This is a genomic window from Brevundimonas sp. 01N35, assembly GCF_056399785.1.
Window position 1 is genome coordinate 309616 of record NZ_JBFTRZ010000002.1, and the last position, 24460, is coordinate 334075.

Annotated in this window: 28 protein-coding genes; 10 read left to right on the forward strand and 18 right to left on the reverse strand. The window is 67.1% G+C overall.

The features are described from left to right. Positions 1-77: 77 nt before the first annotated feature. The gene (gene fumC, locus AC1DJ5_RS03135; RefSeq protein ID WP_441453206.1) at positions 78-1469 is read left to right on the forward strand and encodes a class II fumarate hydratase; all 1392 of its coding nucleotides are present in this window, start codon (positions 78-80) and stop codon (positions 1467-1469) included. A gap of 190 nt (positions 1470-1659) precedes the next feature. Here the strand turns inward: fumC and AC1DJ5_RS03140 are convergent, their stop codons facing one another. Both AC1DJ5_RS03140 and AC1DJ5_RS03145 read right to left on the reverse strand, forming a co-directional pair. Further along, positions 1660-2055: a YccF domain-containing protein gene (locus tag AC1DJ5_RS03140; RefSeq protein ID WP_477019652.1), complete on the reverse strand. Its 396-nt coding sequence runs from the start codon at positions 2053-2055 to the stop codon at positions 1660-1662. A 97-nt stretch (positions 2056-2152) separates the two neighbouring features. Further along, complete coding sequence (locus tag AC1DJ5_RS03145; protein ID WP_441453204.1) at positions 2153-2386, reverse strand: DUF2171 domain-containing protein; 234 nt, start codon at positions 2384-2386, stop codon at positions 2153-2155. An 85-nt stretch (positions 2387-2471) separates the two neighbouring features. Here AC1DJ5_RS03145 and AC1DJ5_RS03150 point away from each other — a divergent pair, with 85 nt between their 5' ends. Together AC1DJ5_RS03150 and AC1DJ5_RS03155 are read left to right on the forward strand one after the other, a co-directional pair. Next, the gene (locus tag AC1DJ5_RS03150) at positions 2472-3065 is read left to right on the forward strand and encodes a glutathione S-transferase family protein (protein WP_477019653.1); all 594 of its coding nucleotides are present in this window, start codon (positions 2472-2474) and stop codon (positions 3063-3065) included. Next, entirely contained in the window at positions 3065-3250 is a 186-nt protein-coding gene (locus tag AC1DJ5_RS03155) for a DUF4169 family protein (RefSeq protein ID WP_477019654.1), read from the forward strand. Before AC1DJ5_RS03150 ends, AC1DJ5_RS03155 begins: the two co-directional genes overlap by 1 nt. Before the next feature lie 128 nt (positions 3251-3378). Here the strand turns inward: AC1DJ5_RS03155 and AC1DJ5_RS03160 are convergent, their stop codons facing one another. Further along, positions 3379-4275, reverse strand: coding sequence for a DMT family transporter (locus tag AC1DJ5_RS03160; protein WP_441453198.1), 897 nt, complete (start codon positions 4273-4275; stop codon positions 3379-3381). A gap of 216 nt (positions 4276-4491) precedes the next feature. On the opposite strand from AC1DJ5_RS03160, the gene AC1DJ5_RS03165 reads away from it, so the two are divergent. Together AC1DJ5_RS03165 and AC1DJ5_RS03170 are read left to right on the forward strand one after the other, a co-directional pair. Further along, positions 4492-4728, forward strand: coding sequence for a ribbon-helix-helix domain-containing protein (locus AC1DJ5_RS03165; protein WP_441453196.1), 237 nt, complete (start codon positions 4492-4494; stop codon positions 4726-4728). After that, complete coding sequence (locus AC1DJ5_RS03170) at positions 4725-5444, forward strand: SIMPL domain-containing protein (RefSeq protein WP_477019655.1); 720 nt, start codon at positions 4725-4727, stop codon at positions 5442-5444. Before AC1DJ5_RS03165 ends, AC1DJ5_RS03170 begins: the two co-directional genes overlap by 4 nt. 56 nt (positions 5445-5500) lie before the next feature. Here AC1DJ5_RS03170 and AC1DJ5_RS03175 read toward each other — a convergent pair whose 3' ends face one another. The 3 genes from AC1DJ5_RS03175 to AC1DJ5_RS03185 are packed head-to-tail and all read right to left on the reverse strand — an operon-like array spanning position 5501 to position 6390. Further along, positions 5501-5842 carry a DUF488 domain-containing protein gene (locus tag AC1DJ5_RS03175; protein WP_477019656.1) on the reverse strand — a complete coding sequence of 114 codons (342 nt, stop codon included), beginning with the start codon at positions 5840-5842 and terminating at the stop codon, positions 5501-5503. Positions 5843-5862: 20 nt separating this feature from the next. After that, entirely contained in the window at positions 5863-6192 is a 330-nt protein-coding gene (locus AC1DJ5_RS03180; protein ID WP_441453191.1) for a hypothetical protein, read from the reverse strand. A 12-nt stretch (positions 6193-6204) separates the two neighbouring features. After that, complete coding sequence (locus AC1DJ5_RS03185; RefSeq protein ID WP_441453189.1) at positions 6205-6390, reverse strand: hypothetical protein; 186 nt, start codon at positions 6388-6390, stop codon at positions 6205-6207. A gap of 149 nt (positions 6391-6539) precedes the next feature. Here AC1DJ5_RS03185 and AC1DJ5_RS03190 point away from each other — a divergent pair, with 149 nt between their 5' ends. Beyond that, entirely contained in the window at positions 6540-8885 is a 2346-nt protein-coding gene (locus AC1DJ5_RS03190; RefSeq protein ID WP_477019657.1) for an ATP-dependent helicase, read from the forward strand. Positions 8886-8993: 108 nt separating this feature from the next. Beyond that, complete coding sequence (locus tag AC1DJ5_RS03195) at positions 8994-11099, forward strand: DNA topoisomerase IV subunit B (protein WP_477019658.1); 2106 nt, start codon at positions 8994-8996, stop codon at positions 11097-11099. Positions 11100-11286: 187 nt separating this feature from the next. On the opposite strand, the gene AC1DJ5_RS03200 is transcribed toward AC1DJ5_RS03195, so the two are convergent. From AC1DJ5_RS03200 to AC1DJ5_RS03245, 10 genes are all read right to left on the reverse strand, one after another. Next, positions 11287-11715, reverse strand: coding sequence for a J domain-containing protein (locus AC1DJ5_RS03200; RefSeq protein WP_441453183.1), 429 nt, complete (start codon positions 11713-11715; stop codon positions 11287-11289). A 7-nt stretch (positions 11716-11722) separates the two neighbouring features. After that, positions 11723-12568 carry a division plane positioning ATPase MipZ gene (locus AC1DJ5_RS03205; RefSeq protein WP_477019659.1) on the reverse strand — a complete coding sequence of 282 codons (846 nt, stop codon included), beginning with the start codon at positions 12566-12568 and terminating at the stop codon, positions 11723-11725. Positions 12569-12664: 96 nt separating this feature from the next. Then, complete coding sequence (locus AC1DJ5_RS03210; RefSeq protein WP_477019660.1) at positions 12665-13327, reverse strand: SPOR domain-containing protein; 663 nt, start codon at positions 13325-13327, stop codon at positions 12665-12667. A gap of 69 nt (positions 13328-13396) precedes the next feature. After that, positions 13397-14158 (reverse strand): chorismate mutase, encoded by a 762-nt coding sequence (locus tag AC1DJ5_RS03215; RefSeq protein WP_477019661.1) that lies wholly within the window; start codon positions 14156-14158, stop codon positions 13397-13399. Positions 14159-14441: 283 nt separating this feature from the next. Then, positions 14442-15014 carry a prephenate dehydratase domain-containing protein gene (locus tag AC1DJ5_RS03220; RefSeq protein ID WP_477019662.1) on the reverse strand — a complete coding sequence of 191 codons (573 nt, stop codon included), beginning with the start codon at positions 15012-15014 and terminating at the stop codon, positions 14442-14444. After that, on the reverse strand, positions 15011-16381 hold the full coding sequence (locus AC1DJ5_RS03225; RefSeq protein WP_477019663.1) for a class II 3-deoxy-7-phosphoheptulonate synthase: 1371 nt from the start codon (positions 16379-16381) through the stop codon (positions 15011-15013). Before AC1DJ5_RS03225 ends, AC1DJ5_RS03220 begins: the two co-directional genes overlap by 4 nt. Before the next feature lie 59 nt (positions 16382-16440). After that, positions 16441-17493: an enoyl-CoA hydratase/isomerase family protein gene (locus tag AC1DJ5_RS03230; RefSeq protein ID WP_477019664.1), complete on the reverse strand. Its 1053-nt coding sequence runs from the start codon at positions 17491-17493 to the stop codon at positions 16441-16443. A 13-nt stretch (positions 17494-17506) separates the two neighbouring features. After that, positions 17507-17920 (reverse strand): type II toxin-antitoxin system VapC family toxin, encoded by a 414-nt coding sequence (locus AC1DJ5_RS03235; RefSeq protein WP_477019665.1) that lies wholly within the window; start codon positions 17918-17920, stop codon positions 17507-17509. Beyond that, complete coding sequence (locus tag AC1DJ5_RS03240; RefSeq protein ID WP_441453168.1) at positions 17901-18179, reverse strand: type II toxin-antitoxin system Phd/YefM family antitoxin; 279 nt, start codon at positions 18177-18179, stop codon at positions 17901-17903. Before AC1DJ5_RS03240 ends, AC1DJ5_RS03235 begins: the two co-directional genes overlap by 20 nt. A 53-nt stretch (positions 18180-18232) precedes the next feature. Further along, positions 18233-19372: an isobutyryl-CoA dehydrogenase gene (locus AC1DJ5_RS03245; RefSeq protein ID WP_477019666.1), complete on the reverse strand. Its 1140-nt coding sequence runs from the start codon at positions 19370-19372 to the stop codon at positions 18233-18235. 380 nt (positions 19373-19752) lie between these two features. On the opposite strand from AC1DJ5_RS03245, the gene hemB reads away from it, so the two are divergent. After that, positions 19753-20754 (forward strand): porphobilinogen synthase, encoded by a 1002-nt coding sequence (hemB, locus tag AC1DJ5_RS03250; RefSeq protein ID WP_477019667.1) that lies wholly within the window; start codon positions 19753-19755, stop codon positions 20752-20754. A gap of 157 nt (positions 20755-20911) precedes the next feature. Here hemB and AC1DJ5_RS03255 read toward each other — a convergent pair whose 3' ends face one another. After that, positions 20912-21412: a flavin reductase family protein gene (locus AC1DJ5_RS03255; RefSeq protein WP_477019668.1), complete on the reverse strand. Its 501-nt coding sequence runs from the start codon at positions 21410-21412 to the stop codon at positions 20912-20914. A gap of 126 nt (positions 21413-21538) precedes the next feature. Here AC1DJ5_RS03255 and AC1DJ5_RS03260 point away from each other — a divergent pair, with 126 nt between their 5' ends. Both AC1DJ5_RS03260 and AC1DJ5_RS03265 read left to right on the forward strand, forming a co-directional pair. Further along, on the forward strand, positions 21539-22438 hold the full coding sequence (locus tag AC1DJ5_RS03260; protein WP_477019669.1) for a flagellar motor protein MotB: 900 nt from the start codon (positions 21539-21541) through the stop codon (positions 22436-22438). 111 nt (positions 22439-22549) lie between these two features. After that, complete coding sequence (locus tag AC1DJ5_RS03265) at positions 22550-23281, forward strand: arginyltransferase (protein WP_477019670.1); 732 nt, start codon at positions 22550-22552, stop codon at positions 23279-23281. Positions 23282-23430: 149 nt separating this feature from the next. Here the strand turns inward: AC1DJ5_RS03265 and AC1DJ5_RS03270 are convergent, their stop codons facing one another. Next, positions 23431-24459, reverse strand: coding sequence for a M48 family metallopeptidase (locus AC1DJ5_RS03270; RefSeq protein ID WP_477019671.1), 1029 nt, complete (start codon positions 24457-24459; stop codon positions 23431-23433). Position 24460 lies beyond the last annotated feature (1 nt).

Consider the following 24460-nt stretch of genomic DNA (forward strand, 5'->3'; position numbering starts at 1 on the left):
TCGGGCCGCCTTGCCCCGCCGTGTCTGCGTGCTACACCGCCGGGCATCTTCCCGCCACGTCTGAGAACGAGCCTGCGATGAGCAACGTCCGCATTGAAACCGACACCTTCGGCCCCATCGAGGTCGCCGCTGACCGCTACTGGGGCGCGCAGGCGCAGCGCTCGCTCGGCAACTTCAAGATCGGCTGGGAAAAGATGCCTCTGCCGGTCGTGCGCGCCCTTGGCATCGTCAAGCGCGCCGCCGCCGAGACCAACCGCGATCTGGGCAAGCTGGACGCCAAGCTGGCCGACGCCATCATCGCCGCCGCCAATGAAGTGATCGAAGGCAAGCTGAACGACCACTTCCCGCTGGTCGTCTGGCAGACGGGTTCGGGCACCCAGTCCAATATGAACGCCAACGAGGTGATCTCGAACCGCGCCATCGAGATGCTGGGCGGCGAGATGGGCTCCAAGAAGCCGGTCCACCCCAACGACCACGTCAACATGAGCCAGTCGTCGAACGACACCTATCCCACGGCCATGCACGTCGCCTGCGCCGAACAGGTGGTCAACGACCTGCTGCCCGCGCTGAAGCACCTGCACGCCGCGCTGGACGCCAAGGCCAAGGCCTGGGCCCACATCATCAAGATCGGCCGCACCCACACCCAGGACGCCACGCCTCTGACCCTGGGTCAGGAGTTCGGCGGCTATGCGCATCAGGTCGCCATGGGCATCGAGCGCATCGAGCAGACCCTGCCCCGCCTGATGGAACTGGCCCAGGGCGGCACCGCCGTCGGCACCGGCCTGAACGCGCCGATCGGCTTTGCTGAAAAGGTCGCCGAGAACATCGCCGCCATCACCGGCCTGGCCTTCACCACCGCCCCGAACAAGTTCGAGGCCCTGGCCGCCCACGACGCCATGGTCTTCAGCCACGGCGCGATCAACACGGTCGCCGCCTCGCTGTTCAAGATCGCCAACGACATCCGCTTCCTCGGCTCCGGCCCGCGTTCGGGTCTGGGCGAACTGGCCCTGCCGGAAAACGAGCCCGGCTCGTCGATCATGCCGGGCAAGGTCAACCCGACCCAGTGTGAAGCCCTGACCCAGGTCTGCGCCCAGGTGTTCGGCAACAACGCCGCCCTGTCGTTCGCCGGCTCGCAAGGCCACTTCGAGCTGAACGTCTACAACCCCGTGATGGCCTACAACTTCCTGCAGTCGGTCCGCCTGGTCGCCGACGCGGCCATCAGCTTCACCGACAACTGCGTCGTCGGCATCGAGGCCCGCGAGGACAACATCGCGCGTGGCCTGAACAACTCGCTGATGCTGGTCACGGCCCTGAACGGCCGCCTCGGCTATGACACCTGCGCCAAGATCGCCAAGACCGCGCACAAGAACGGCACCACCCTGCGCCAGGAAACCGTCGGCGGCGGCTACCTGACCGACGCCGAGTTCGACGAAGCCGTCCGTCCCGAGAAGATGATCTCGCCGGGCTGAGATTAAGCGACACAGCTAGACAGAAGCGCCGGTCAGGTTCGCCCTGGCCGGCGCTTTTATTTGTTCCGCTCACCCCGGCGGACGCCGGGGTCCAGTCCTTTGGCTTCAGACGCGGCCGCGAGAGGTCCAATGCCGGTGACGAAGTTCTCACTGGATCCCGGCGTCCGCCGGGATGAGCGGGATGTAAAGGTCAGCGCCTATCCCTAATCGTCCGCCCCACCGGCGCCAGCGACAGCTTGGCCAGTTCGACGTTCTTCAGCGCGAACGGGATGCCGATGATCGAGACGAACTGCGGCACGGCGATCAGGATGTGGGCCAGGGCGATGTACCAGCCGGCCAGAACCAGCCAGATCAGGTTCAGTCCGAGGCCGAGGCAACCCGCGCCCAGATCGGCCGGGTTGGGCTCGCGCCAGACGATCTCTCGCCCGAACGGCCAGAAGGAATAGCTGGCGATCCGCCATGCGGCGAAGGCCCACGGCAGACCCACCACCGTCAGGGCCAGCAGCACCCCGCCAAACAGCCAGGCCAGGCCCGAGGCGAAGCCGCCCAGGAAGAACCACAGCAGGTTCAGGATCAGTCGAATCAAGGCCGTCTCCCCTGCGCGATCTGCGCGCCGCCCCTGATATGGCGAAAGGCCCCGCCTGTTACAGCGGGGCCCGGATGAATTCGCGGTAAGCCTGTCCTCAGTGTTTCACGGCCCAACGCGACTTGGCTTCGTCCTTGGTCATGCTCAGGTGGACGTGGTCGTCCACACGATCGACCCAACTGACCGGGATCATGTGGTGTTTCATGCCCGAGCCGATGTCCATCTTGGCCAGCTCGATCTGATCGCCCATCACATGGTCCACTCGACCGACATGGCCGCCGTCCGAGCCGACGACTTCAAGATGTTCCTTGATCATCGAGGCGCTTATCATGGCATTCTCCGTTCCTGCTGCGGGTGATGGGATAACCCCCACGACCGCGTTCGGGTCCATGGCAGGGCCGTTCAGGGAGTTCACGATGTCGCTGCTGGTTCACCACGCGCCCCAGTCCCGCTCCACCCGCCTGCTGTGGCTGCTGGAGGAACTGGGGGCCGACTACGAGATCCACTACGTCGAGATCGAGCGGCAGGGCGGTCAGGGCCGCGCGGACCCGACCAATCCGCACCCCTTGAAACAGGCCCCCTCGGTCAGCGTCGACGGCCAACTCTTGATCGAGTCGGTGCTGATCTTCCTCTTCCTGACCGACCGCTATCCCGAGGCGAAGATGGCGCCCGGCCCGAACGATCCGCGCCGGGCCGAGTATCTGTCGTGGCTGGGTCTCTACAACAATGTGCTGGAAAGCGTCCTGACCTCGGGTCCGCCCGACAGCTTGAACGATCTGCGCAAGGCCGGCTACGCCGCGCTGGACCAGCGCTGGCGCGCGGCCATCAAGGGCGGCGGCTATATCCTGGGCGAGTTCTCCGCCCTCGACATCCTGTTCGGCAGTCTGCTGCAATGGTTCCGCGGGGCCATGCCGCCGGGCGAGCCCTACGATTCATACGCCCAGCGCATCGGCGGTCGTCCGGCCCTGAAACGCGCCTGGGCCAAGGACAGCCCCGAGGGTCACGTCTGATGGGCGAAGTCGTCAATCTGAACAAGGCGAGGAAGGCCCGCGACAAGGTCGAGGGCAGACGCGCCGCCGACGCCAATCGGCTGACCTTCGGCCGCACCAAGGCGGAACGCCAGACGACGCAACAGGAGCGCAACCGCGCCGCCGCGAAGCTGGATGGTCACAAGCTGGACGAGCCGGAGACTTAACATACCTATCCGCTCACCCCGGCGACGCCGGGGTCCAGTTATTTGGCTACAAACGTCGCGCGTGGGGCTCTCACTGGATCCCGGCGTCCGCCGGGATGAGCGGTTTGTTATTGCGCTTAAAGACGGGGCTAGGCCGCCGACCGCTTCGGCGCGCGGATCAGGAACAACTGCCCGGCCAGCACCAGCGCCAGTCCCAGCAGGGCGATGACCCCGAACGTCGCCCCCTCGAACATCACCGACACCAGCATGGCGATGGGCGGCGTCAGGGCCGAGATATAGCTGGCCAGGGCATAGCCGCGCGCCCGGGCGATGGTGAAATACAGGCCGAACGCGATCACCGAGCCGAACAGAGACAGATACAGCAGCGAGATGACATAGGCCGGGCTCCACGCCACCGACCACGACACCCCCGTCACCAGGCCGTACAGCGCCAGCGCGCCCGTGCCGTAGGCCATGGCCCAGGCCGTGCCCGGCAGGACCTGCGCGCCCGCCTGCTGGCCTTTCCAGGCGAACCAGTTGCCGAAGGCCGAGGCGACCACCGCGATCAGGGCGAAGGTCACGCCCTCGACGGCATGAAGCCCCAGGCCGGCGCCCATGACCTCGCCGCCCGACAGGACCGCCACCCCGACCACCCCCATGCCGGCGCCCAGCCAGGCCGCCGGCGCCGCCTTCTGCTTGGAGGCCACGCGGAACAGGATCAGGTTGAGAAAGGCCAGAGCCGCAAAGATCACCGCCACTACGGCCGAAGCGATCTTCTCCTCGGACGCATAGACAAAGGCGTAGCTGATCGCGAAGGAGAACAGTCCCTGCCCCATGGCCATCAGGTGCTGCGGCCGCGTCATGGCCAATCGTCCGCCGGTCGCCTTGACCACCAGGGCCAACACCGCCGCCGCGATGGCGAAGCGCATCACCACCGACACCACCGGATCGACGGCACCCAGCTGGAAGGTGATGGCGTACCAGGTCGTGCCCCAGATCAGGGCGCAGACGCCGATCCCGCCCAGCGCCAGCGCGGCTGGAGACATCGGGGACTTCACAGGCTGGGTCACAGGCAGGGCCTCAAGGCGACTCACGGAAACGAAACCGGGACCTCCGTTAGCATCTGATCGTGGCTGCCGCGCCTCACGTCTTGCAGCCTTATGTGACGCTCGCACGTTCTGCTAAGCTCGCCCGTGAACAGGATCTCTCCGATGCGCTTCCTTCCGCTGATCGCCCCGCTCGCCCTCGGCGTCCGCTAAACCGTGAGCAGCCTCGCCAAGCGTTCCGTCCTCCTGTCCGGCCACGCCACCTCTGTGGCGCTGGAACCGGAATTCTGGGCGGTGCTGGACGCCATCGGGGCTGAACTGAACCTCGGCCGCGCCGCTCTGTTGATCCGTATCGACGAATGGCGCGGCCGCCGCCCCCTCGCCTCGGCCTGCCGGGTTTTGGCCCTGCAATGGACCGGCGGCGACCGCAGCTTTGCAGGAACAGACATATGACCACTGACAACCGCCTGATCCCCGCCGCCGTCATCGGCGGTCTGCTGGCCCTCGGCCTGATCGGCGGCGGCGCGCTGATCGGCCAGGGGGTGGTCAACGCCCGCGTGGGCGACCGCTCCGTCACCGTGCGCGGCTTGGCCGAGCGCGACGTGAAGGCCGATCTGGCCGTCCTGCCGATCCGCTTCACAGCCTCCGGCGAAGTCCTGTCCGAGGTTCAGGCCCGCATCGACGGCGATCTGGTCATCGTGCGCCAGTTCCTCAAGGCCCAGGGCTATCCCGACACCGCGGTTGACCTGGGTCAGTTGGGCGTCGTCGACACCCGCTCGCGCGAATACGCCAGCCAGACCGGCGGGCCGCGCTTCATCCTGACCCAGACGGTGAATGTGCGCACCAACGACGTCGATCGGGTCCAGACCACCACCCGCAACCTGAACGACCTGGTCCGTCAGGGCGTGGTGCTGCAGGACTTCCAGGGACCGTCCTACATCTTCACCAAGCTCAACGACGTCCGCCCCGCCATGATCGCCGAGGCCACCGCCGCCGCCCGCACCGGCGCCGTCCAGTTCGCCAAGGACTCCGGCGCCCCGCTGGGGCCGATCAAGTCAGCGGGTCAGGGCTCATTCGAAATCCTGCCCCGCGACGGGACTGGCGACGAAGCCACGTCCCTGAACAAGAAGGTCCGCGTCGTCACCACCATCAGCTACCGGCTGAAGTAGGCCTCCAAACCGCGCTCATCCGGCGAAGGCGGGGATGAGCGGTGGGATATGACTGCTCACTTCCCTTCCAGATAGGCCGCCAGCACGACAGCGTCGTTGTGCGCCTCGTCCTTCGCGCCATAGATCAGCGTCGTCTTCCCCGCGCGGATCGCCTGGGTCAATTGCGCCACGATCTCGGTGTTGGCGTCCAGTTCGGCCCGGTAGCGACGCTGGAACTCCTCCCATCGCGCGGGATCATGGCCGAACCACTGGCGCAGGCCGGTGCTGGGCGCGATCTCCTTAAGCCACAGATCGATCGCCGCCTTGTCCTTGCTCACGCCGCGCGGCCACAGCCGGTCGACCAGAACCCGCTGACCGTCATCAGAGGCGGCGGGTTCATAGGCGCGCTTTAGGGCCACCTTGACCGGTCCCCGTCCCATCATCGGCCCTGAGGCTCGGGCGTCGGCGCCGAAACGGTCGGCGGCTCGGCAGGGCGGGGCACGTCGGGCAAGACCGGCCGGTCAGGCAATCTCGGCGCCTCCGGCAGCTTGGGCCTCGGAACATTGATGTTCAGATTGACGTCCGGCGCCTCGGGCGCGGCGGGACGTCCGCCCGAATAGAGGAACCAGCCGATCACCGCGACCGCGACGATCAGCCCGCCAACGATGAGGGCCAGCAAGCCGCCGCCGCCCTTTCGTTCAGGGGTCGTGGTGTTGATCGTCGTCTGATGCACGACGCGATCAGGCGGCGGGATATTGGGATCCGTCATTCCAGCGCTCCTTTATTGACCGCCCGGCGCGGCCGGCGCCGACACCTCTGGCAGCTTCACATCGACGTCGACCTTCTTGGTCTCCGGCACGCCGCCCCTGCCAAACAGGAACCAGGCCAAGACCGCCACCACGACCACCAGGCCGCCAACGATAAAAGCCAGTCCGGCGTTGCCGCCTCCGCTTGAGCTCTCAGCCATTCGTTTCCCTTCCATCGCTTCCCCTGAGGTCGAGAGAACGGGGGTCAGGCTTGGCGGTTCCCGCCGGCCATTTTTCGCAAGGGCCTGACTTTGGTCTCTGTGCTGCTTATGTTCTCCTCCGAATCCGCCTTGCGTGAGCCGCTTATCCTGTGACCGACCTGCCCGCCCCCCGCATTTCCGACCTCGCGCGCGCCCAGTCGCCCGACGGCGCCGCCGGCGTTCGCGACTACCTGTCCGGCCTGAACCCCGAACAGAGGCTGGCGGTCGAGACGACCGAGGGGCCGGTTCTGGTCCTGGCCGGCGCCGGCACCGGCAAGACCCGCGTCCTGACCACCCGTCTGGCCCACATCCTGGCCACCGGCCGGGCCAAGCCGTGGGAACTGCTGGTCGTCACCTTCACCAACAAGGCCGCGCGCGAGATGCGCGAGCGGATCACCCACCTGATCGGCCCCTCGGCCGAGGGCCTGCGCTGGCTCGGCACCTTCCACTCGGTCGCGGCCCAGATCCTGCGACGCCATTCGGAACTGGTCGGACTGAAATCCAGCTTCACCATCCTGGACACCGACGATCAGGAACGGCTGCTGAAGCAACTGCTCGAAGCCGCCAATATCGACACCAAGAAGCACACGCCCAAGTCGCTGGCCCACCTGATCGACCACTGGAAGAACCGCGGCTGGACGCCCGAGAAGCTGCCGCCCGGCGAGGACTTCGCCAACGGCAAGGGCCACGCCCTCTACGCCGCCTATCAGAAGCGGCTGGCCACGCTGAACGCCTGCGACTTCGGCGACCTCTTGCTGCACAACCTCACCATCCTGTCGAAACATGCTGATCTGGCTGAGGAATATCGCCGCCGGTTCCGCTACATCCTGGTGGACGAGTATCAGGACACCAACGTCGCCCAGTATCTGTGGCTGCGGCTGCTGACCTCCTCGACCGGCAATGTCTGCTGCGTCGGCGACGACGATCAGTCGATCTACGGCTGGCGCGGGGCCGAGGTGGACAACATCCTGCGCTTCGAACGCGACTTCCCCGGCGCCAAGATCGTCAAGCTGGAGCGCAACTACCGCTCAACCAAGCACATCCTCGGCGCCGCCTCGGCCCTGATCGCGACCAATCAGGACCGTCTGGGCAAGACCCTGTGGACCGAGGACGACAGCGGCGACAAGGTCCGCGTGCGCGGCGTCTGGGACGGCGAGGCCGAGGCCCGCCTGATCGCCGACGAGATCGAGACCGCCCGCAAGACCGGTCTGAAGTACAAGGACATGGCCGTCCTGGTGCGCGCCTCCTTCCAGATGCGGGCGTTCGAAGAACGCTTCGTCATGCTGGCCGTCCCCTATCAGGTCATCGGCGGCCCCCGCTTCTTCGAGCGCGCCGAAATCCGCGACGCCCACGCCTACCTCCGCCTGATCCAGTCCGAGGACGACGATCTGGCCTTCGAGCGCATCGTCAATGTGCCCAAGCGCGGCATCGGCGAGACCAGCGTCCAGAAAATCCTGCATATCGCGCGAGAGAACGGCGTCTCGGCCATGCAGGCCGTCCGCCACCTGATCACCACGGACGAGCTTCAGGCCCGCACCCGCACGCCCCTGGCCAACTTCGTGCGCGACCTCGACCGCTGGCGCGACCTGGCGACCATGGGCACGCCCCACTGGCAGGTGACCGAGACCCTGCTGGACGAGAGCGGCTACACCGACATGCAGAAGGCCGACCGCACCAGCGGCCAGACGCGCCTGGACAACCTCAAGGAACTGACCCAGGCCATGCAGGCGTTCGAGACGCTGCAAGCCTATCTGGAGCACGTCTCCCTGGTCATGGACCTGGACCGGGCCGCGCCCGAGTCGGAGACCGGAGCCGTGCAGATCATGACCCTGCACGGCGCCAAGGGGCTGGAGTTCCCGCTGGTCTTCCTGCCCGGCTGGGAGGAAGGCGTCTTCCCCTCGCAGCGCAGCATCGACGAAAAGGGCGTGAAGGGCCTCGAGGAGGAACGCCGCCTCGCCTACGTCGGCGTCACCCGCGCCAAGCGGGACGCGCGCATCAGCTTCGCCGCCAACCGTCTGGTCTATGGCCGCTGGACCTCGCAACTGCCCAGCCGCTTCGTCGACGAACTGCCCCTGGCCCACGTCGATCCGCAGTCCGACACCGGCTACTACGGCGCCTCGACCGGCATGAAAGAGGCCAAGAGCCGCTGGGACGAGGCCCCCTCCTTCGGCAGCGGCTATTCCAGCCCCGGCTGGAAACGCGCCCAGAGCTTCACCTCGGGCCAACCAGCGCGTTCCGCCTCAACGCCCGCTCGCAAGGCCGTCATCGAGGGCGAAGGCCGCCTGATCGCCACCGCCGTCCCCAAGGCCGGTTCCAGTTGGTCGCGCGGCGACCGCGTCTTCCACCAGAAATTCGGCTACGGCGCCGTCCGCGCGGTCGAGGGCAACAAGCTGGTCGTCGCCTTCGAAAAGGCCGGCGAGAAGAAGGTCATCGACAGCTTCGTGGAGAAGGCGTGAATCGCCGCACAGGCTTCTCCACAACAACCTGCCGCCCCGGCGTCGCGCTTGCGTCGAACCGGCGCGGGGCCTACCAGATCGAACCCCGAATCGCCCCAGACTGCGTAGATGGCTGACCTTTTCTCCACGCTCGACGACCCTGAACCCACCCAACCGAGCGTTCCGGAAAAAGCGCCCGCACCCGCACTAGCGCCTGTCCCGGCGCCCATCCCGGCTCCGGCCCCCGTCGCGCATGAGCCCAAGGTCGAACTGACGTCGCACGCCAGTGCGGCGACGGCGGCCGCCACCGGCTATTCGGCCTCCTCGATCGAAGTGCTGGAGGGGCTGGAGCCCGTCCGCAAGCGCCCCGGCATGTATATCGGCGGCACCGACGAGCGCGCCCTGCACCACCTGTTCGCCGAAGTCCTCGACAACGCGATGGACGAGGCCGTAGCCCGCCACGCCAAGCTGATCACCGTCGATCTGGACGCCGACGGCTTCCTGTCGGTTCGCGACGACGGGCGCGGCATCCCGGTCGACCCCCACCCCAAACACCCGGGCAAGTCGGCGCTGGAAGTCGTCATGACCGTGCTGCACTCGGGCGGCAAGTTCTCGGGCAAGGCCTATGAGACCTCGGGCGGCCTGCACGGCGTCGGCGTCTCGGTGGTCAACGCCCTGTCGGACCATCTGAACGTCACGGTCTGGCGCGACGGCTTCGAGTGGCGGCAGTCCTTCAGCCGCGGCCTTGTGCAAGGCCCCATCCAGCAGATCGGCCCCTCGAAGAAGAAGGGCACCCTGATCCGCTTCCATCCGGACGAGCAAATCTTCGGCGTCGGCGCGGCCTTTAAACCCGCCCGTCTCTACCGCATGGCCCGCGCCAAGGCCTATCTGTTCCGCGGCGTCGAGATCAGATGGACCTGCGCCCCGGAACGCATCACCGACGCCACCCCGGCCGAGGCGACCCTGCACTTCCCCGGCGGTCTGGCCGACGCCCTGGCCGAGCGCGTGGGCGAGTTGGAAACCGTCACCCCCGTCTTCGCCGGCCGCGCGGAGAAAAAGGGCGAGGCAGGCGCGCTGGAATGGGCCGTCACCTGGTCGCCCATCGGCTTTGGCGACGTCGACAGCTTCATCGGCTCCTACTGCAACACCGTCTCGACCCCGGACGGCGGCACGCACGAGGCGGGCTTCCGCTCCGCCCTGGTCAAGGGCCTGAAGTCCTATGGCGAGCTGATCAGCGAGAAGCGCGCCGCTCAGATCACGGCCGAGGACGTCATCGCCAACGCCGGCGCCCTGATCTCGGTCTTCATCCGCAACCCGGAATTCCAGGGCCAGACCAAGGACCGCCTGTCGTCGCCCGAGGGCCAGCGGCTGACCGAACAGCTTCTGCGCGACCCGTTCGACCACTGGCTGACCGAAAGTCCGAAACAGGCCAACGCCCTGCTCGGCTTCGTCATCGACCGCGCCGAGGACCGCCTGCGCCGCCGCAAGGACAAGGAAGTCCAGCGCGCCGCCGCCACCCGCAAGCTGCGTCTGCCGGGCAAGCTGTCCGACTGTTCGCGGCAATCGGCCCAGGGCACCGAACTGTTCATCGTCGAGGGCGACTCGGCCGGCGGCTCGGCCAAGCAGGCGCGCGACCGCACCACCCAGGCTATCCTGCCCCTGCGCGGCAAGATCCTGAACGTCGCCTCGGCCACGGCGGACAAGCTGCGCCAGAACATCGAACTGTCAGACCTGGCCCTGGCGCTCGGCGTCCAGCCGGGCGCACGCTTCAACATCGAAGACCTGCGCTACGAGCGTATCGTCATCATGACCGACGCCGACGTGGACGGCGCCCACATCGCGGCCCTGCTCATCACCTTCTTCTACCGCTCCATGCCCGAGACCATCCGCCAGGGCCGCCTGTTCATGGCCCTGCCGCCGCTCTATCGGATTTCGGCCGGCCCGCTGTCGGAATACGCCCGAGACGAGGCCCACCGCGACGAGCTGATGGCCACGGTCTTCAAGGGCAAGAAGGTCGAGATCGGGCGCTTCAAGGGCCTGGGCGAGATGATGGCCTCCCAGCTGAAGGAGACCACCATGGATCCGAAGAAGCGGACCCTGGCCCGCGTCTCCCTGCCCGAGAGCGAAGAAGAGATCGAGGATCTGGTCGAACGCCTGATGGGCCGCAAGGCCGAGGCCCGCTACCAGTTCATCCAGGACAACGCCCGCTTCGCCGTGGCGGATCTGGACGTCTAATCGAGGCGATCCTCCCCCGTTTACGGGGGAGGGGGACCGCCGCAGGCGGTGGAGGGGGCGGAAGCAAACGCTGCCCTCGTCCCTTCGAACCGCCCGAAACTCACTTCAAAATCGAGCGCCCCTCGCTCGCCCCCTCCACCATGCTCCGCATGGTCCCCCTCCCCCGCTTCGCAGGGGAGGATCGAGTTCACCCCTTCAGCAACCGATCCCGCGCGGCGTTGACGCGCGCGGCCAGCCCTTCGGTGCCGCCCTGATCAGGATGTGCCCGCGCCATAAGACGACGCCAGGCGGACTGGATGGCTTCAGGCGTGGCGTCTGCCGGGACGCCCAGGATAGCCCGCGCTTCAGCCTCGGACAGACGCTCAGTCCGCGGGGCGCGCGGCGGCACGATGCGAATGCGCGACTGAACCGCCAGCCACAGGCCTGCCCCCGCCAGCCCCACCGCCGCCAGCCAGACCCCGCGGGAGGCGGCCAGAACCGCTCCCGCGAACAGGGCCGTGCTGAGGATGGTCGCGGAAATGCGCCAGTGGCCGCGCCGCGCGCGCTCGGTCTGGCGGCCCAACCGGACCAGCGCCCAGACCGCCACGGCGGCGAGCGCCAGCCAGATCAGGCCCATGGGACGATCAGGCCGCCGCGTCCAGCGGAGACAACGAGCCCCCTTTGGCGTCGTCCAGACCCAGGGCCTGCATCAGATTGCGCAACTCCTGACGCGCCGCGACGTGGGCCAGGGACACCGATACCGGGCGGATGTCGTTCGACAAGTCGGCGACCGTCAGGCCGAAGGGGAACAACTCGCGATAGATGACCCGGTCGCGCAGGCCCGGCCCGACGCGGAAGCCGACGCGCTTGGCCAGCTTCATCATCCGCTCTTCCAGACGGCGACGGTTGCGGGCCTCGGCCACGGCCAGGCGGTTGGTGACGACGATCCAGTCGATCGTCACCTGACGGCCCTCGGTGATGGCGCGGTGCTTGCGCGCCTCCCAGACGCTCTCGGAATAGATGGAGGGCTTTTTCAGATCCAGCGTCACCGGATCGACCTCGCCCAGCAGGTCGAAGTCGACGAAACTGTCGTTCATCGGCGTGACGATCTGGTCGGCGCGGGCATGGGCGGCGCGCGACAGGGCGGTGTCGCCGCCGGGCGTGTCGATCAGGATGATGTCGGCGGACCCTTGCGCCTCCGCGTAGGCAGCCTCGAACCGGGCCAACTGCTCGGCTTCGTCGGCCTTGGCCAGCGCCTTGCCGTCGCCCATGTCGGGCACGATCGGCATGGGCAGGGACTGCGCATTGGCCGCCGTCCACGCCCCACGGTTCGAGAAGAACTTCTCCATCGACCGCTGGCGCAGGTCCAGATCGATGATGGCGACCTTCTTGCCCGCGTGCAGCAGGCCGGTGACGATGTGAATGGCCAGGGTGGACTTGCCCGCCCCGCCCTTTTCATTGCCGATGACGATGACCTGAGGCTGCGCCATTTTGGATTCCGTTGCTTCGACAGACGCGACTCAATCGTTCGCAGCCCGCCCCTAGACCCCTAGATCGGGCCAAGGGCGTCAGTCGTCAACGAAACCTTAAGCTGCGCCTGTGGACGATGCGCCAGCTGCGGCCCGAACGCACCATGGATCGGCCGCTGCGGCCTTGGCGCAAAGGGCCTTGGCCTGAGCCGATCCGGCGCGAACCTTCAGCCGGATCAGACGCCGACCGTTGACCTCGACCGGCTCGAAGACAGGGCTCAAACCCGTCGTCGCCCCCTGCCCCAGCCTATCCCACGCCGCCTGAGCCGAGGCCTGACTGGCGTAGGCGCCCAGTTGGATCAACGCGCCGGATGAGGGCGCCGGGGCGGCCTTGGCGGGTTGAGAAGCGTGCCCTCTCAACGGCTTGGCCGCAGGCGGTGAGATCGCCTGACCATCGGCCGGCGTTTCGGGATCATGAAACACTTGCGGCATGGCCGGCAGCATGGCGGCGGCCTTGGTCGTCAGCCCGTCGCGAGCGTCCCACAGCTGATGCGGCGTCAGCAGCTCCACTTTGAGGGGACGCAGGCCGGCTTCCTCCGCGTTGCGCGGCCCCGAGGGCTCGCGCCGGGGTGCTGCACTGCGGGGCGACAACGGAATGGCAGCAATCTGATCCGCCACGCTTTCGAAACGATGAGGATCAGCCTCAGTCATGCCGCAGCCGGCCAGCAGCGCCGCGAGGGCGCCGACCGAACCAAGCCGCAGAATGACAGAAGCGTTCATAGCGCCACAGTGGACGCCGCTCTTTGAGACAGGGTTGAGGAACAGGCTTAACGCCCGTTCACTCTTTAATCAGCCGATGGCGCCGACGCAGCCTTCCGCCTCGCCCGGCGCCACGTCGGCGTCGGTCAGAGCCAGGGTCCAGCCGTGGTTGGTGTTCAGGCCCCAGCGGCGCGCGCCCGAGCCGTCGCCGGCGTCGCCGCCGACCGTCACCACCACGCGGCGGCCCGTCGGCAGGGCCGGCGGATCGATCTTGCCCACGGCCAGCGAGGTCGGCGTCTCGCCGCCATAACCGTCGAAGACGCTCAGCATCGACCATTCACGACGCAGACCCATCCACCAGGCGTCGTCGGTGTTGATCGACAGGACCGCCACGCCATGACCTTCGGCGGCATGCGCCAGCGCGGCCTGCGGATCGCGGACCAGCTTGATGTCGGCGGCGGCGCCGAAGCGCAGGCGGGCGCCGTCCACGGCCTTGGCCGGGTCGATGGGGGCCCAGACGTGGACCTGCAGCCGGCCCTGACGCGCCAGACCCCAGCCCACGATCTCGCGCCACAGGTGCTCGACCGCCTCGCGGTTCTCGGGTTCGCACTGCTTCAGGACGCGGGCCTGAACGGCCTGTTCGCGGTCGGGGCGCAGCTTGGTGTGGGGGCCGGTCGGCGCGTCCTTGGCCTTGCCGACCTGGGCGGCGATGGCGAGGCGGCGCTCGAACAGGTTCAGGATCTGGTCGTCCAGGCTGTCGATCTCGGCGCGCAGGGCGGCCAGCGCCTTCTGCTCGGGCGACAGTTCGGCTTGGTCAGCGGGCCAGACTTGCTGGAGATTGGAATTGGGCATGGGATTGGGCTTTCAGCATTCGAATTTCGATGGGGGATGCGTGTGATCGCGTCGCCGCCCTGGGTCAGAGCGGTCGCCGGTGAGACAGTCAGGGTTTGAAAAAGCCCGACGCCTCAGCCGGCGTATCGAAAGCCGTAATAGCCGTAGCCAAAATAGAAGCCGGCCACCGCGCGCGTGGTGGTTTCAAGGGTCATTTGTGCGCGCAGCGAGGACATGGGTCCGGTCCGATTTCAGGATCAGGGTCGATCCGATCCCCTCTTAAGCGCGCAAAGTCCGTGCGCGGTCAAGCCCCGGGAGCACTGAGCAGGACAAATCGCGTCCGATTGTCGCTGAAATCCTGCAGATCGTTGCGCAGGACCGTCAGTCCGTAAACCTCGGCGGCACGTGCAGGGGCCACGGCGGCGCGGGTCAGGTCGCCGGCTTCGGCCACGGCGGCGGCGGCCCCGCCGGTGTCGAACACCTCGACCGGCGCGATCTTCAACTCATCCAGAGCCTTGGAACATTGCTGCAGGGCGACCGGATGGCTCTCGGCCGTCCTGATGTCCGACAGCCGCGCCTCGGGCAGCCCCATCAAAGCCAGGCGGATCGGCCGCCAAGCCTCGCTGACCACGACCAGTCCCGCCTCGCGCACCAGGCTGGCGGCGGGCTCGACCGTGCCGATGGTCGAGTTCTCGACCGGAATCAGCGCGAACTGGCAGTCGCCGGACAGCAGGGCCTGGATGGCCCCGTCGAAGGTCTCGAACCCGACCGCCTCGTCCCACGGACGCAGGTCGAGGCAGGCTTCATGGCTGAAGGCGCCGGGCGCGCCCTGATAGGCGACGCGCCCCGGCCCTTCGTTTTCGGCTGACGAGGTCACGCGGCCTCGGCGCGCGCCTGACGGCCGACCTTGAGGCGTTCCGCCACGAGGAAGGCCAGTTCCAGCGCCTGATCCGCGTTCAGACGCGGATCGCAGTGGGTGTGATAGCGGCTCGACAGCTCGTCCTCGGTCACCGCCTGGGCGCCGCCCAGACATTCGGTGACGTTCTGACCGGTCATCTCCAGGTGCACGCCGCCGGGATGGACGCCTTCGGCTTCCGCCACGTCGATGAAGGTGCGGACCTCGCCCATGACCCGGTCGAACGGCCGGGTCTTGTAGCCGTTGGCGGCCTTGAGCGTATTGCCGTGCATCGGGTCGATCGACCAGATGACGCGCCTGCCCTCGGCCTTCACCGCCCGCATCAGGGCCGGCAGGCGATCCCCGACCTTGTCGTGACCGAAGCGGCCGATCAGGGTCAGGCGTCCCGGAATATTGTCCGGGTTCAGCGCGTCGATCAGCGGCAGGATGTCCTCCGCCGTCATCGTCGGCCCGCACTTGACCCCGATGGGGTTCGAGATGCCGCGCATGAACTCGATGTGCGCGCCGTCCAACTGACGGGTGCGCTCGCCGATCCACAGCATATGGGCCGAGGTGTCGAACCATTCACCGGTCGAGCCTTCCAGGCGCGTCAGGGCGCTCTCGACGTTCAACAGCAGGGCTTCGTGACTGGTGAAGACCTCGACGCGCGACAGATCAGGGTGCGTCTCGGGCGTAACGCCGACCGCTTCCATGAAGGCCAGGGCCTCGGTGATCTTCTCGGCCAGTTCGCGATAGGCCGCGCCCGCGCCGTTGTCGGCAAAGCCGAGCGTCCAGCGGTGGATATTGTACAGGTCGGCATAGCCGCCGCCGGCAAAGGCGCGCAGCAGGTTCAGCGTCGAGGCCGACTGGTTATAGGCCTTCATCAGACGCTGCGGATCGGGCACGCGCTCTTCGGGCGTGAAGCCCATGCCGTTGATGATGTCGCCGCGGTAGGACGGCAGCTCGACGCCGCCGATCTCCTCGACGGCCGACGAGCGCGGCTTGGCGAACTGACCGGCGATGCGGCCGACCTTCACCACCGGCTTGCGGCCGGCGAAGGTCAGGACCACCGCCATCTGCAGGATCAGGCGGAAGGTGTCGCGGATATTGTCGGTCGAGAACTCCTTGAAGCTCTCGGCGCAGTCGCCGCCCTGGAGGAGGAAGGCGTTGCCCGCCTCCACCTGCGCCAGATGCTGGGTCAGTTTGCGGGCCTCGCCCGCAAAGACCAGGGGCGGCATGGCCCGCAGTTCGTCTTCGACACGGGCCAGTTCGGCCATGTCAGGATAGTCCGTCGGCATATGCACGACGGGCTTGTTTCTCCAGGATTCAGGGGTCCAGCGCTTACTCATGCCGCCTAGATAGCCCTACGGGCCGTTCGGAACAACAAATGTTGCGCCGCAACGACGATTCAGAGCGGCGACCAGGCCTCGTCGGCGGGCAGCGGCGCGAACAGTTCGTCCAGGGCATCAATGCTGACGCCCGACAGGTCCTTGGGCGACCACTGCGGGGCGTTGTCCTTGTCGACGATGACGGCGCGGACGCCTTCCTGGAAATCGTGGGTGCGCACCACCCGGCCGCCCAGCGCATATTCCATCGCCATGTTCTCGGCGAAGGAGGCCAACGTCGCCCCGGTGCGGATCTGGCGCAGCGAAACCTTCAGCGACTGCGGCGACTTGGTCTTCAGCGTCTTCAGCTGCGCCAGCGCCCAGTCCGACCCATCGGCCTCCAGCGCGGCGAAGATGTCCTCGACCGTGTCAAAGGCGAACAGCCGGTCGATGGCCTCGCGGTGGGCGTCCAGCGGCGCCTCTTCCGGCTCGGTCGGACAGGCGTAGCGATCCGCCTCCTCGCGCGGATCAGCCGGGTTCGACAGCAGCGCGGCCTTGAAGGCCTCAAGGTCGATGCTCGGGACGAAATGGGTGTGGATGCCCAGCGCCACCGTATCCGCCGCCTTCAGCCGCGCCCCCGTCAGCGCCAGCCAGACGCCCGTCTGTCCCGGCAGACGCGACAGGAACCAACCCCCGCCCACGTCGGGAAACAGGCCGATCCCCGTCTCCGGCATGGCGTAGGTGGTGCGCTCGGTGGCGATGCGGATATCCGCCGGCTCGCTGATCCCCACGCCGCCGCCCATGACGATGCCGTCGACGATGGCCGTCACCGGTTTGGGATAATCGAACAGCAGATGGTTCAACTGATACTCGGTCTTGAAGAAGGCCTTGGCCTCCGACGCATCCCCCGCCCCGCTCTCGGCGATCATGCGGATGTCGCCCCCGGCGCAGAAGCCGCGCTCGCCCGCATGGTCGATCAGCACCGAGGCCACGGCGGCGTCGTCCCGCCAGGACAGCAGCGCCTCGATCATCGCCTCACACATGGCCCGGTTCAGCGCATGGATCGCTCTGGGCCGGTTCAGGGTGATACGGCCCACGCCGTTCTCGATGCGGGTCAGGACTTCGGGTTCGGTCATCGAGGGGCGGCCTTTAATCACGCAGGTCGAAGATTTCCACGCCAAGCACGACGGCGGCTTGGAGCAGATCGGCATCGCGGCTGGCCAAGGCAGTGTCCTGGTCGATGCACAGTTGAAGATAGGCGTTGTCAAAAAGGCTCAGCCGTCGCGACAGGGCCGAGTCCACCGACGCGAGAACGGCGTCGGCAGCGGGGGGAACCGCGACCTCCACCTCAAGCACCTGAAGGTCGCCCAGCATATCGGCGGCGGACGCCCCGCTCTTCCGGGCGCGATTGAGAATCTGGTTTCCCAACTCCCAGGCGAAAATGCTCGGAGCAATGAAACGTCGCGGCTCCTCGGCCATGAGGAAAGCGTCCGCGGCGCGCGTCGCCTGACCGGGAAATATCCAACTGGCGGCGGCCGAGGCGTCAACCGTGACGGTCTTCATCACGCCCTATCCGCTTGAGCGCCGGCCAGTCCAGGTCATCGAAACCCTCGACGACAGGACGGGCGTCGCGCCGCCTCAACAGTTCCCGAATGGCCGCCGCCCGTTGCCCGGGCGCACGCCCCGAAGGCGTCTGCACCGGCACGATACGCACCGCCGCCCTGCCGTGTCGCGTCACAGTCACAACCTCCCCGGTGCGCTCCACCTCGGCGATCAGCCGGGTGAACGACGTCTTGGCTTCCAGAACTCCGATTTCGCGCATGACGATTTCCTGACTACAATGGTCAGAATATCCGAATTCAGCGGAGTCCGCCACTACCCCCGCGCCAACTCCCGCGCGATGATCACCCGCATGATCTCGTTGGTGCCTTCCAGGATGCGGTGGACGCGCAGGTCGCGCACGATCCGCTCCAGCGGATAGTCCTTCAGATAGCCGTAGCCGCCGTGGATTTGCAGCGCCTCGTCGGCGACCTGGAAACAGGCGTCGGTGGCCAGCCGCTTGGCCATGGCGCACCACTTGGTCTTTTCGGGATGGTCGTTGTCGATGGCCCAGGCGCCGCGCAGCACCATCAGGCGGGCCGCCTCCAGGTCCGTCGCCATGTCGGCCAGCCGGAACTGCAGCGCCTGGAACTGGCCGATGGCCTGCCCGAACTGCTTGCGCGTGGCGACGTAGTCCTGGGCCGTCTCCAGCGCCAGCCGCGCCCCGCCCAGCGAGCAGGCTGCGATGTTCAGACGCCCGCCGTCCAGACCGGCCATGGCGTATTTGAAGCCCGCGCCCTCCTCGCCCAGCAGGTTGGCCACCGGAATGCGGCAGTCGTCAAACTGGACGATGGCGGTCGGCTGGGCGTTCCAGCCCATCTTCTTTTCCTGCGCCCCGAACGACAGGCCCGGCGTCCCCGCCTCGACCACCACGGCGCTGACGCCCTTGGCGCCCTCTCCGCCCGTGCGGACCATGACGACATAGACGTCGGACGTCCCCGCGCCCGAGATGAAGGCCTTGGAGCCGTTCAGCACGAAATGATCGCCGTCGCGCACTGCGGTCGTGCGCAGCGCCGCCGCGTCCGACCCCGAGCCCGGTTCGGTCAGGCAATAGCTGGCGATCTTGTCCATCGTGACCAGCGACGGCACGAAGCGCGACCGCAGATCGGCCGAGCCGAACTTGTCGATCATCCACGTCGCCATGTTGTGGATCGAGATAAAGGCCGCCGTCGCCACGTCCCCGCGCGACAGCTCCTCGAAGATCAGCGCCGCCTCGACGCGCCCCAGCGCCATCCCGCCGTGCTCTTCGCCCGTATAGATGCCGCAGAAGCCCATCTCGGCGGCGTGGCGCATGACGTCGACCGGGAAATGCTTGTCCTCATCCCAGCGCGCCGAATGCGGCGCCAGCTCGGCGTCGGCGAAGGCCCGCGCCGCGTCCTGAATCGCGCGCTGGTCGTCGTTGAGGGCGAAGTCCATGATCTATACTCCCGACTCTGGTCTGCCCTCTGACGGGGCGTTCACGCTGCTTCTATCCAAGCGCCCGCGAAACGTCACCCTGTCGAAAACGTCACTCTGTGTCCGCGCATGACGCATGCGCGTGCTAGCGCTCCCCTATCCGTCATCCCCGGGCCTGTCCCGGGGATCCAGACACTCCACCTCGAGAGAAGGTTGCGCCGCGCTCGCACATCAACCGTCGTGGTTCTGGATTCTCGGCACAAGGCCGAGAATGACGAGTCTTTGCCGGCGCCGATTTCAGACTATTCAGACGAATTGGACTCTGTTTTTTCGCGGCCGAGGTCCGATATGCGACCCCCAAGGCCGTTTCCCTGCTCCGCCTACCGGACTATGAGCCCTGCATGACCCTGCCCTTCGCCCCCGCCGCCTTCCCCTACGCCCGTCCGCGCCGCCTGCGCTCGCAGCCCTGGGTGCGCCGTCTCGTCGCCGAGACGACCCTGACGCCGGCCGACCTGATCTGGCCGATCATCGTCCATGACGGGTCCGAGGAGCGTCAGGCCGTCGCCTCCATGCCGGGCGTCTTCCGCCTGTCGCCCAGGGAGGCCGCCAAGGCCGCTGTCGAGGCGCGTGATCTGGGCATCCCGATGATCGCCCTCTTCCCCAACGTGGACAGCGCGATCAAGGACAGCATCGGCACCGCCGCCAGCGACCCCGACGGCCTGATCCCCGACTGCATCAAGGCCATCAAGGACGCCGCGCCCGAGATCGGCGTCATGACCGACGTCGCTCTGGACTGCTACACCGACCACGGCCACGACGGCGTCGTGGAGAACGGCTGTATCCTCAACGACGCCAGCATCGAACGTCTGGTGGAACAGGCCTTCATCCACGCCCACGCGGGCGCCGACGCCGTCGCCCCGTCCGACATGATGGACGGCCGGGTCCAGGCCATCCGCGAAGCCTTGGAAGCCAACGGCCTGCCGGACACGCTGATCATCAGCTACGCCGCCAAATACGCCTCGAGCTTCTACGGCCCCTATCGCGACGCCGTGGGCTCGTCCAAGTCGCTGACCGGCGACAAGAAGACCTATCAGATGGACTACGCCAACGCCGACGAGGCGCTGCGCGAGGTGGCGATGGACATTTCCGAAGGGGCCGACGCCCTGATCGTCAAGCCGGGCCTGCCCTATCTCGACATCGTCCGCCTGGTCTCGGACACCTTCAAGATCCCGACCTTCGCCTATCAGGTGTCCGGCGAGTACGCGATGATGCAGGCCTCCATCGCCAACGGCTGGCTGGAGGAAGACCGCGCCATCCTGGAAACCCTCCACGCCTTCAAGCGCGCCGGCGCCTCCGGCGTGCTCAGCTACTTTGCGCCGACAGCCGCGCGGCTGCTGGGCTAGATCTTCCTTCTCCCCTTGAGGGAGAAGGTGGGCCCGAAGGGCTCGGATGAGGGGTGTCAGCGCGACGCAAAACATGAGGGCGTGTGCGAATTTCCTGGCACCCCTCATCCGTCAGGCTTCGCCTGCCACCTTCTCCCTCAAGGGGAGAAGGCTCAGGTCACGCCGTCGGATCGACCGCCTGCCCATACTTCCCCCGGAAATAGGTCAGGGCGTCGCCGGGATGGGTGTCAAACGCCGCGACCCGCCCCACGATCACCAGGTGGTCGCCCATGACGATGCGGTCGTGGGTCAGGCAGTCCAGCCGCGTCACGGCGTTGCGCAGGCGCGGCGGGGCGGGATCGCCGACCTCGAACTCGTCGTCCGACAGGGTGCAGACGCCCCAGGCGAAGCGGTCCGACATGGCCTGATCCTCGACTGGCAGCATGTGAACGGCGAAGCGCTCGGCCCCGGCGAAGGCGTCATGGCGGTCGGACTTGATGTCCAGGCACCACAGGACCAGCGGCGGGTCCAGCGAGACAGAGGTGAAGCTGTTGACCGTAATGCCCAGCGGCCCCTCGGCCGTATGGGCCGTCACCACGCAGACGCCGGTGGCGAAACCGCCCAGCGCCTTGCGATAGGCCTTGGCGTCGAATTCGGAAGGAGATGAGGACCCGGACACAGGCCTGACCTAAGCCGTGGGCCGCCGCCGGGCAAGACCGAGTCCCGGAAACGACCGCGCCGCAACCGCTTCTTAACGGCCACGTGGGATTCACGACTAACGAACGACGTTAAGATTGGCCTGCCCATGTCCGCGAGCGATCGCCCGATCCTCATCAAGAAGGTGAAGAAGGTGGTCGCCGGCGGCCACCACGGCGGCGCGTGGAAGGTCGCCTATGCAGACTTCGTGACCGCCATGATGGCCTTCTTCCTGCTGATGTGGCTGATCAACACGACCGACCCCGAGCAGAAGCGCGGCATCGCCGAGTACTTCGCCCCGGCCAACGTCTCGGCCTCGACCTCCGGTTCCGGCGGCATCCTCGGCGGCACCGCCCTGGGCGACGACGGAGCCAAGGGCTCGGGCTCCATGTCCGTCATCGAACAACTGGCTCCCGAAGCGCCCGATTCGCCTGAGCAAGCCGGCCAGAGTTCAAACCTGGCCGCCGCCAGCGAGGCCGCCCTGCGCGCCGAAATCGCCAAGCGCGAGGCCGCCGACTTCGCCAGCGCCGCCGAGAGCTTGCGTCAGGCCATGCAGGCCATGCCCGAACTGGCCGAACTGTCGAAACAGCTGATCATCGACCAGACGCCGGAAGGCCTGCGCATCCAACTGGTCGATCAGGAAGGCCGCTCGATGTTCGAGAACGGTTCCGCCCGCCCCAACCCGCGCGCCCAACTGCTGCTGCGCGCCATCGCCAAGGTCATCAATCAGCTTCCCAACCGCATCTCGATCACCGGCCACACCAGCGCCGTCGCCGGCTCCAGCCGCGCCAGCGGCGCGGGCGACTGGACCCTGTCGTCCGAGCGCGCCAACGCCTCGCGCCTGACGCTCCAGGGCGCAGGCGTGGACGCCGACCGGGTCTATTCGGTCGCGGGCAAGGCGGGGTCGGACCCTCTCTATCCCGACGACCCTTCGCTGGCCGGCAACCGTCGTATCGCCATCGTCCTGCTGCGCGAGGCGCCGGTCCTGCCCACGGACACCAGCCTGTGACGACGGGCGCCGCTCTCACGGCGCTTGCGAAATCGACGGCTTGCGCGCCAAATCGGAACATGATGAACCGCGCGCGATACAGCCGACGAGTATGGAAGCGGACCTGAGGCCGTGACGCAGCATTTTCCGACCCGGCAGCTTCGGTTCTTCATGACCTCGAACGCGCCCTGCCCCTACCTGCCGGGCCAGTTCGAGCGGAAGGTCTTCGCCAACCTGCCCTTCTCGGACGGCGCCGACGTCAACGACGCTCTGACCCAGGCCGGGTTCCGCCGCAGCCAGAACATCGCCTATCGCCCCGCCTGCGAGGCCTGCGCCGCCTGCGTCTCCGTGCGCATCCCGGTCAGCGAGTTCGTCTTCTCACGCTCGCAGCGCAAGATCCTGAACCGCAACGCCGACCTGTCGCGTGATCTGGTCGAGGCCGAGGCGACGATGGAGCAGTTCGACCTGCTGCGACGCTACCTCAGCGCCCGCCACCCCGGCGGCGGCATGAGCGACATGGGCTGGTCCGACTATGTCTCCATGGTCGAGGACACGGCGGTCCGCACCCACCTGATCGAATACCGCCTGCCCGCGACCGAAGACGGCCCGGGCGATCTGGTCGGAGTCTGCCTGACCGACCTGCTGCATGACGGCCTGTCGATGGTCTACAGCTTCTTCGACCCGGAACTGGAGCGCCGCAGCCTGGGCCAGTTCGCCATCATGGATCACCTGCGGCAGGCCGCCATGGTCGGCCTGCCCTTCGTCTATCTGGGCTACTGGGTCCAGGGCTCGCCCAAGATGGACTACAAGGCCAAGTTCAGGCCGATGGAAGCGTTGAGGCCAATGGGCTGGGAACGCCTCTAGCTTCCTTCTCCCCTTGCGGGAGAAGGTGGCAGGCGAAGCCTGACGGATGAGGGGTTGCGCGACGTTCAACTCGCAGCCGTCATCCGATGTTGAGAGACCCCTCATCCGGCCCTGACGGGCCACCTTCTCCCGCAAGGGGAGAAGGGTTCTCACGTTGTCGGAACCGCCGTACTTCCACGCACCGGTGTCGGTCCCCACGGCCCCTCGTCTCGCCCGCCCGCGAACTTCACCAGCGCGGCGATCCGCTTCTCGATCGGCGGGTGGGTGGCGAACAGGCCGGCGAAGTCCGACTTGTCGGCGGTGTTGTCCAGGAACAGGCCGCGCAGTTCGTCGGGGGCCTCGACCTTCGAATGCCCCGACACCTTCCGCAGCGCCGAGATCATGGCGTCGGGGTTCTTGGTCAACTCGACTGCCCCGGCATCGGCCACATACTCGCGCGTCCGCGACAGGGTCATGCGGATGATCGCCGCCAGACCGAAGCCGATCACCCCGATGGCCAGCCCGATCAGGATCAGGGGCATGGCGTTCTTGTTGTCCCGACCGCGTCCGCCGCGCATGTAGAACAGGCTGCGGAACACCAGTTCGGCGATCACGCTGATGATCCCCGCGAAGATCGAGGCGATCACCATGGTCCGCACGTCCTTGTTGATGACGTGGGTCAGTTCGTGGGCCAGGACGCATTCCATCTCGTCCCGGCTCAGGGTCTGCATCAGGCCGCGCGTAACGGTGACGCTATAGTTCCCCTCATGCAGGCCCGAGGCATAGGCGTTCAGCGACGGACTCTCGATGATCCGCAGCGTCGGCGTCCGCAGGCCGCGCGAGATGGCGAGGTTTTCCAGCAGATTGTAGAGCTCAGGCTCGACCCGACGCTCGACCTTCCTCGCGCCGGTCATGGCGTCGATCATCACCTGATTGCCGAAATAGGCGATGACGAACCAGATGGCGGCGACGACCAGCGCCGTCGGCACGGTCCAACCCAGCATGGAGGCGGCCAAAGCCAGATCCTGCGACAGGGTCCCGCCCGAGTTGGGCAACAGGCCGAAGCCCATCATCAGCACCTGAATGCCGAACAGGATGCCCACCAGCAAAACCGGGAACCCGGCCAGCAGGATCGCCGACCGGGTATTGTTCTTCCAGATATGGGTCTTGAGGCCGAGGGCCTGACCGAAGACAGTCATG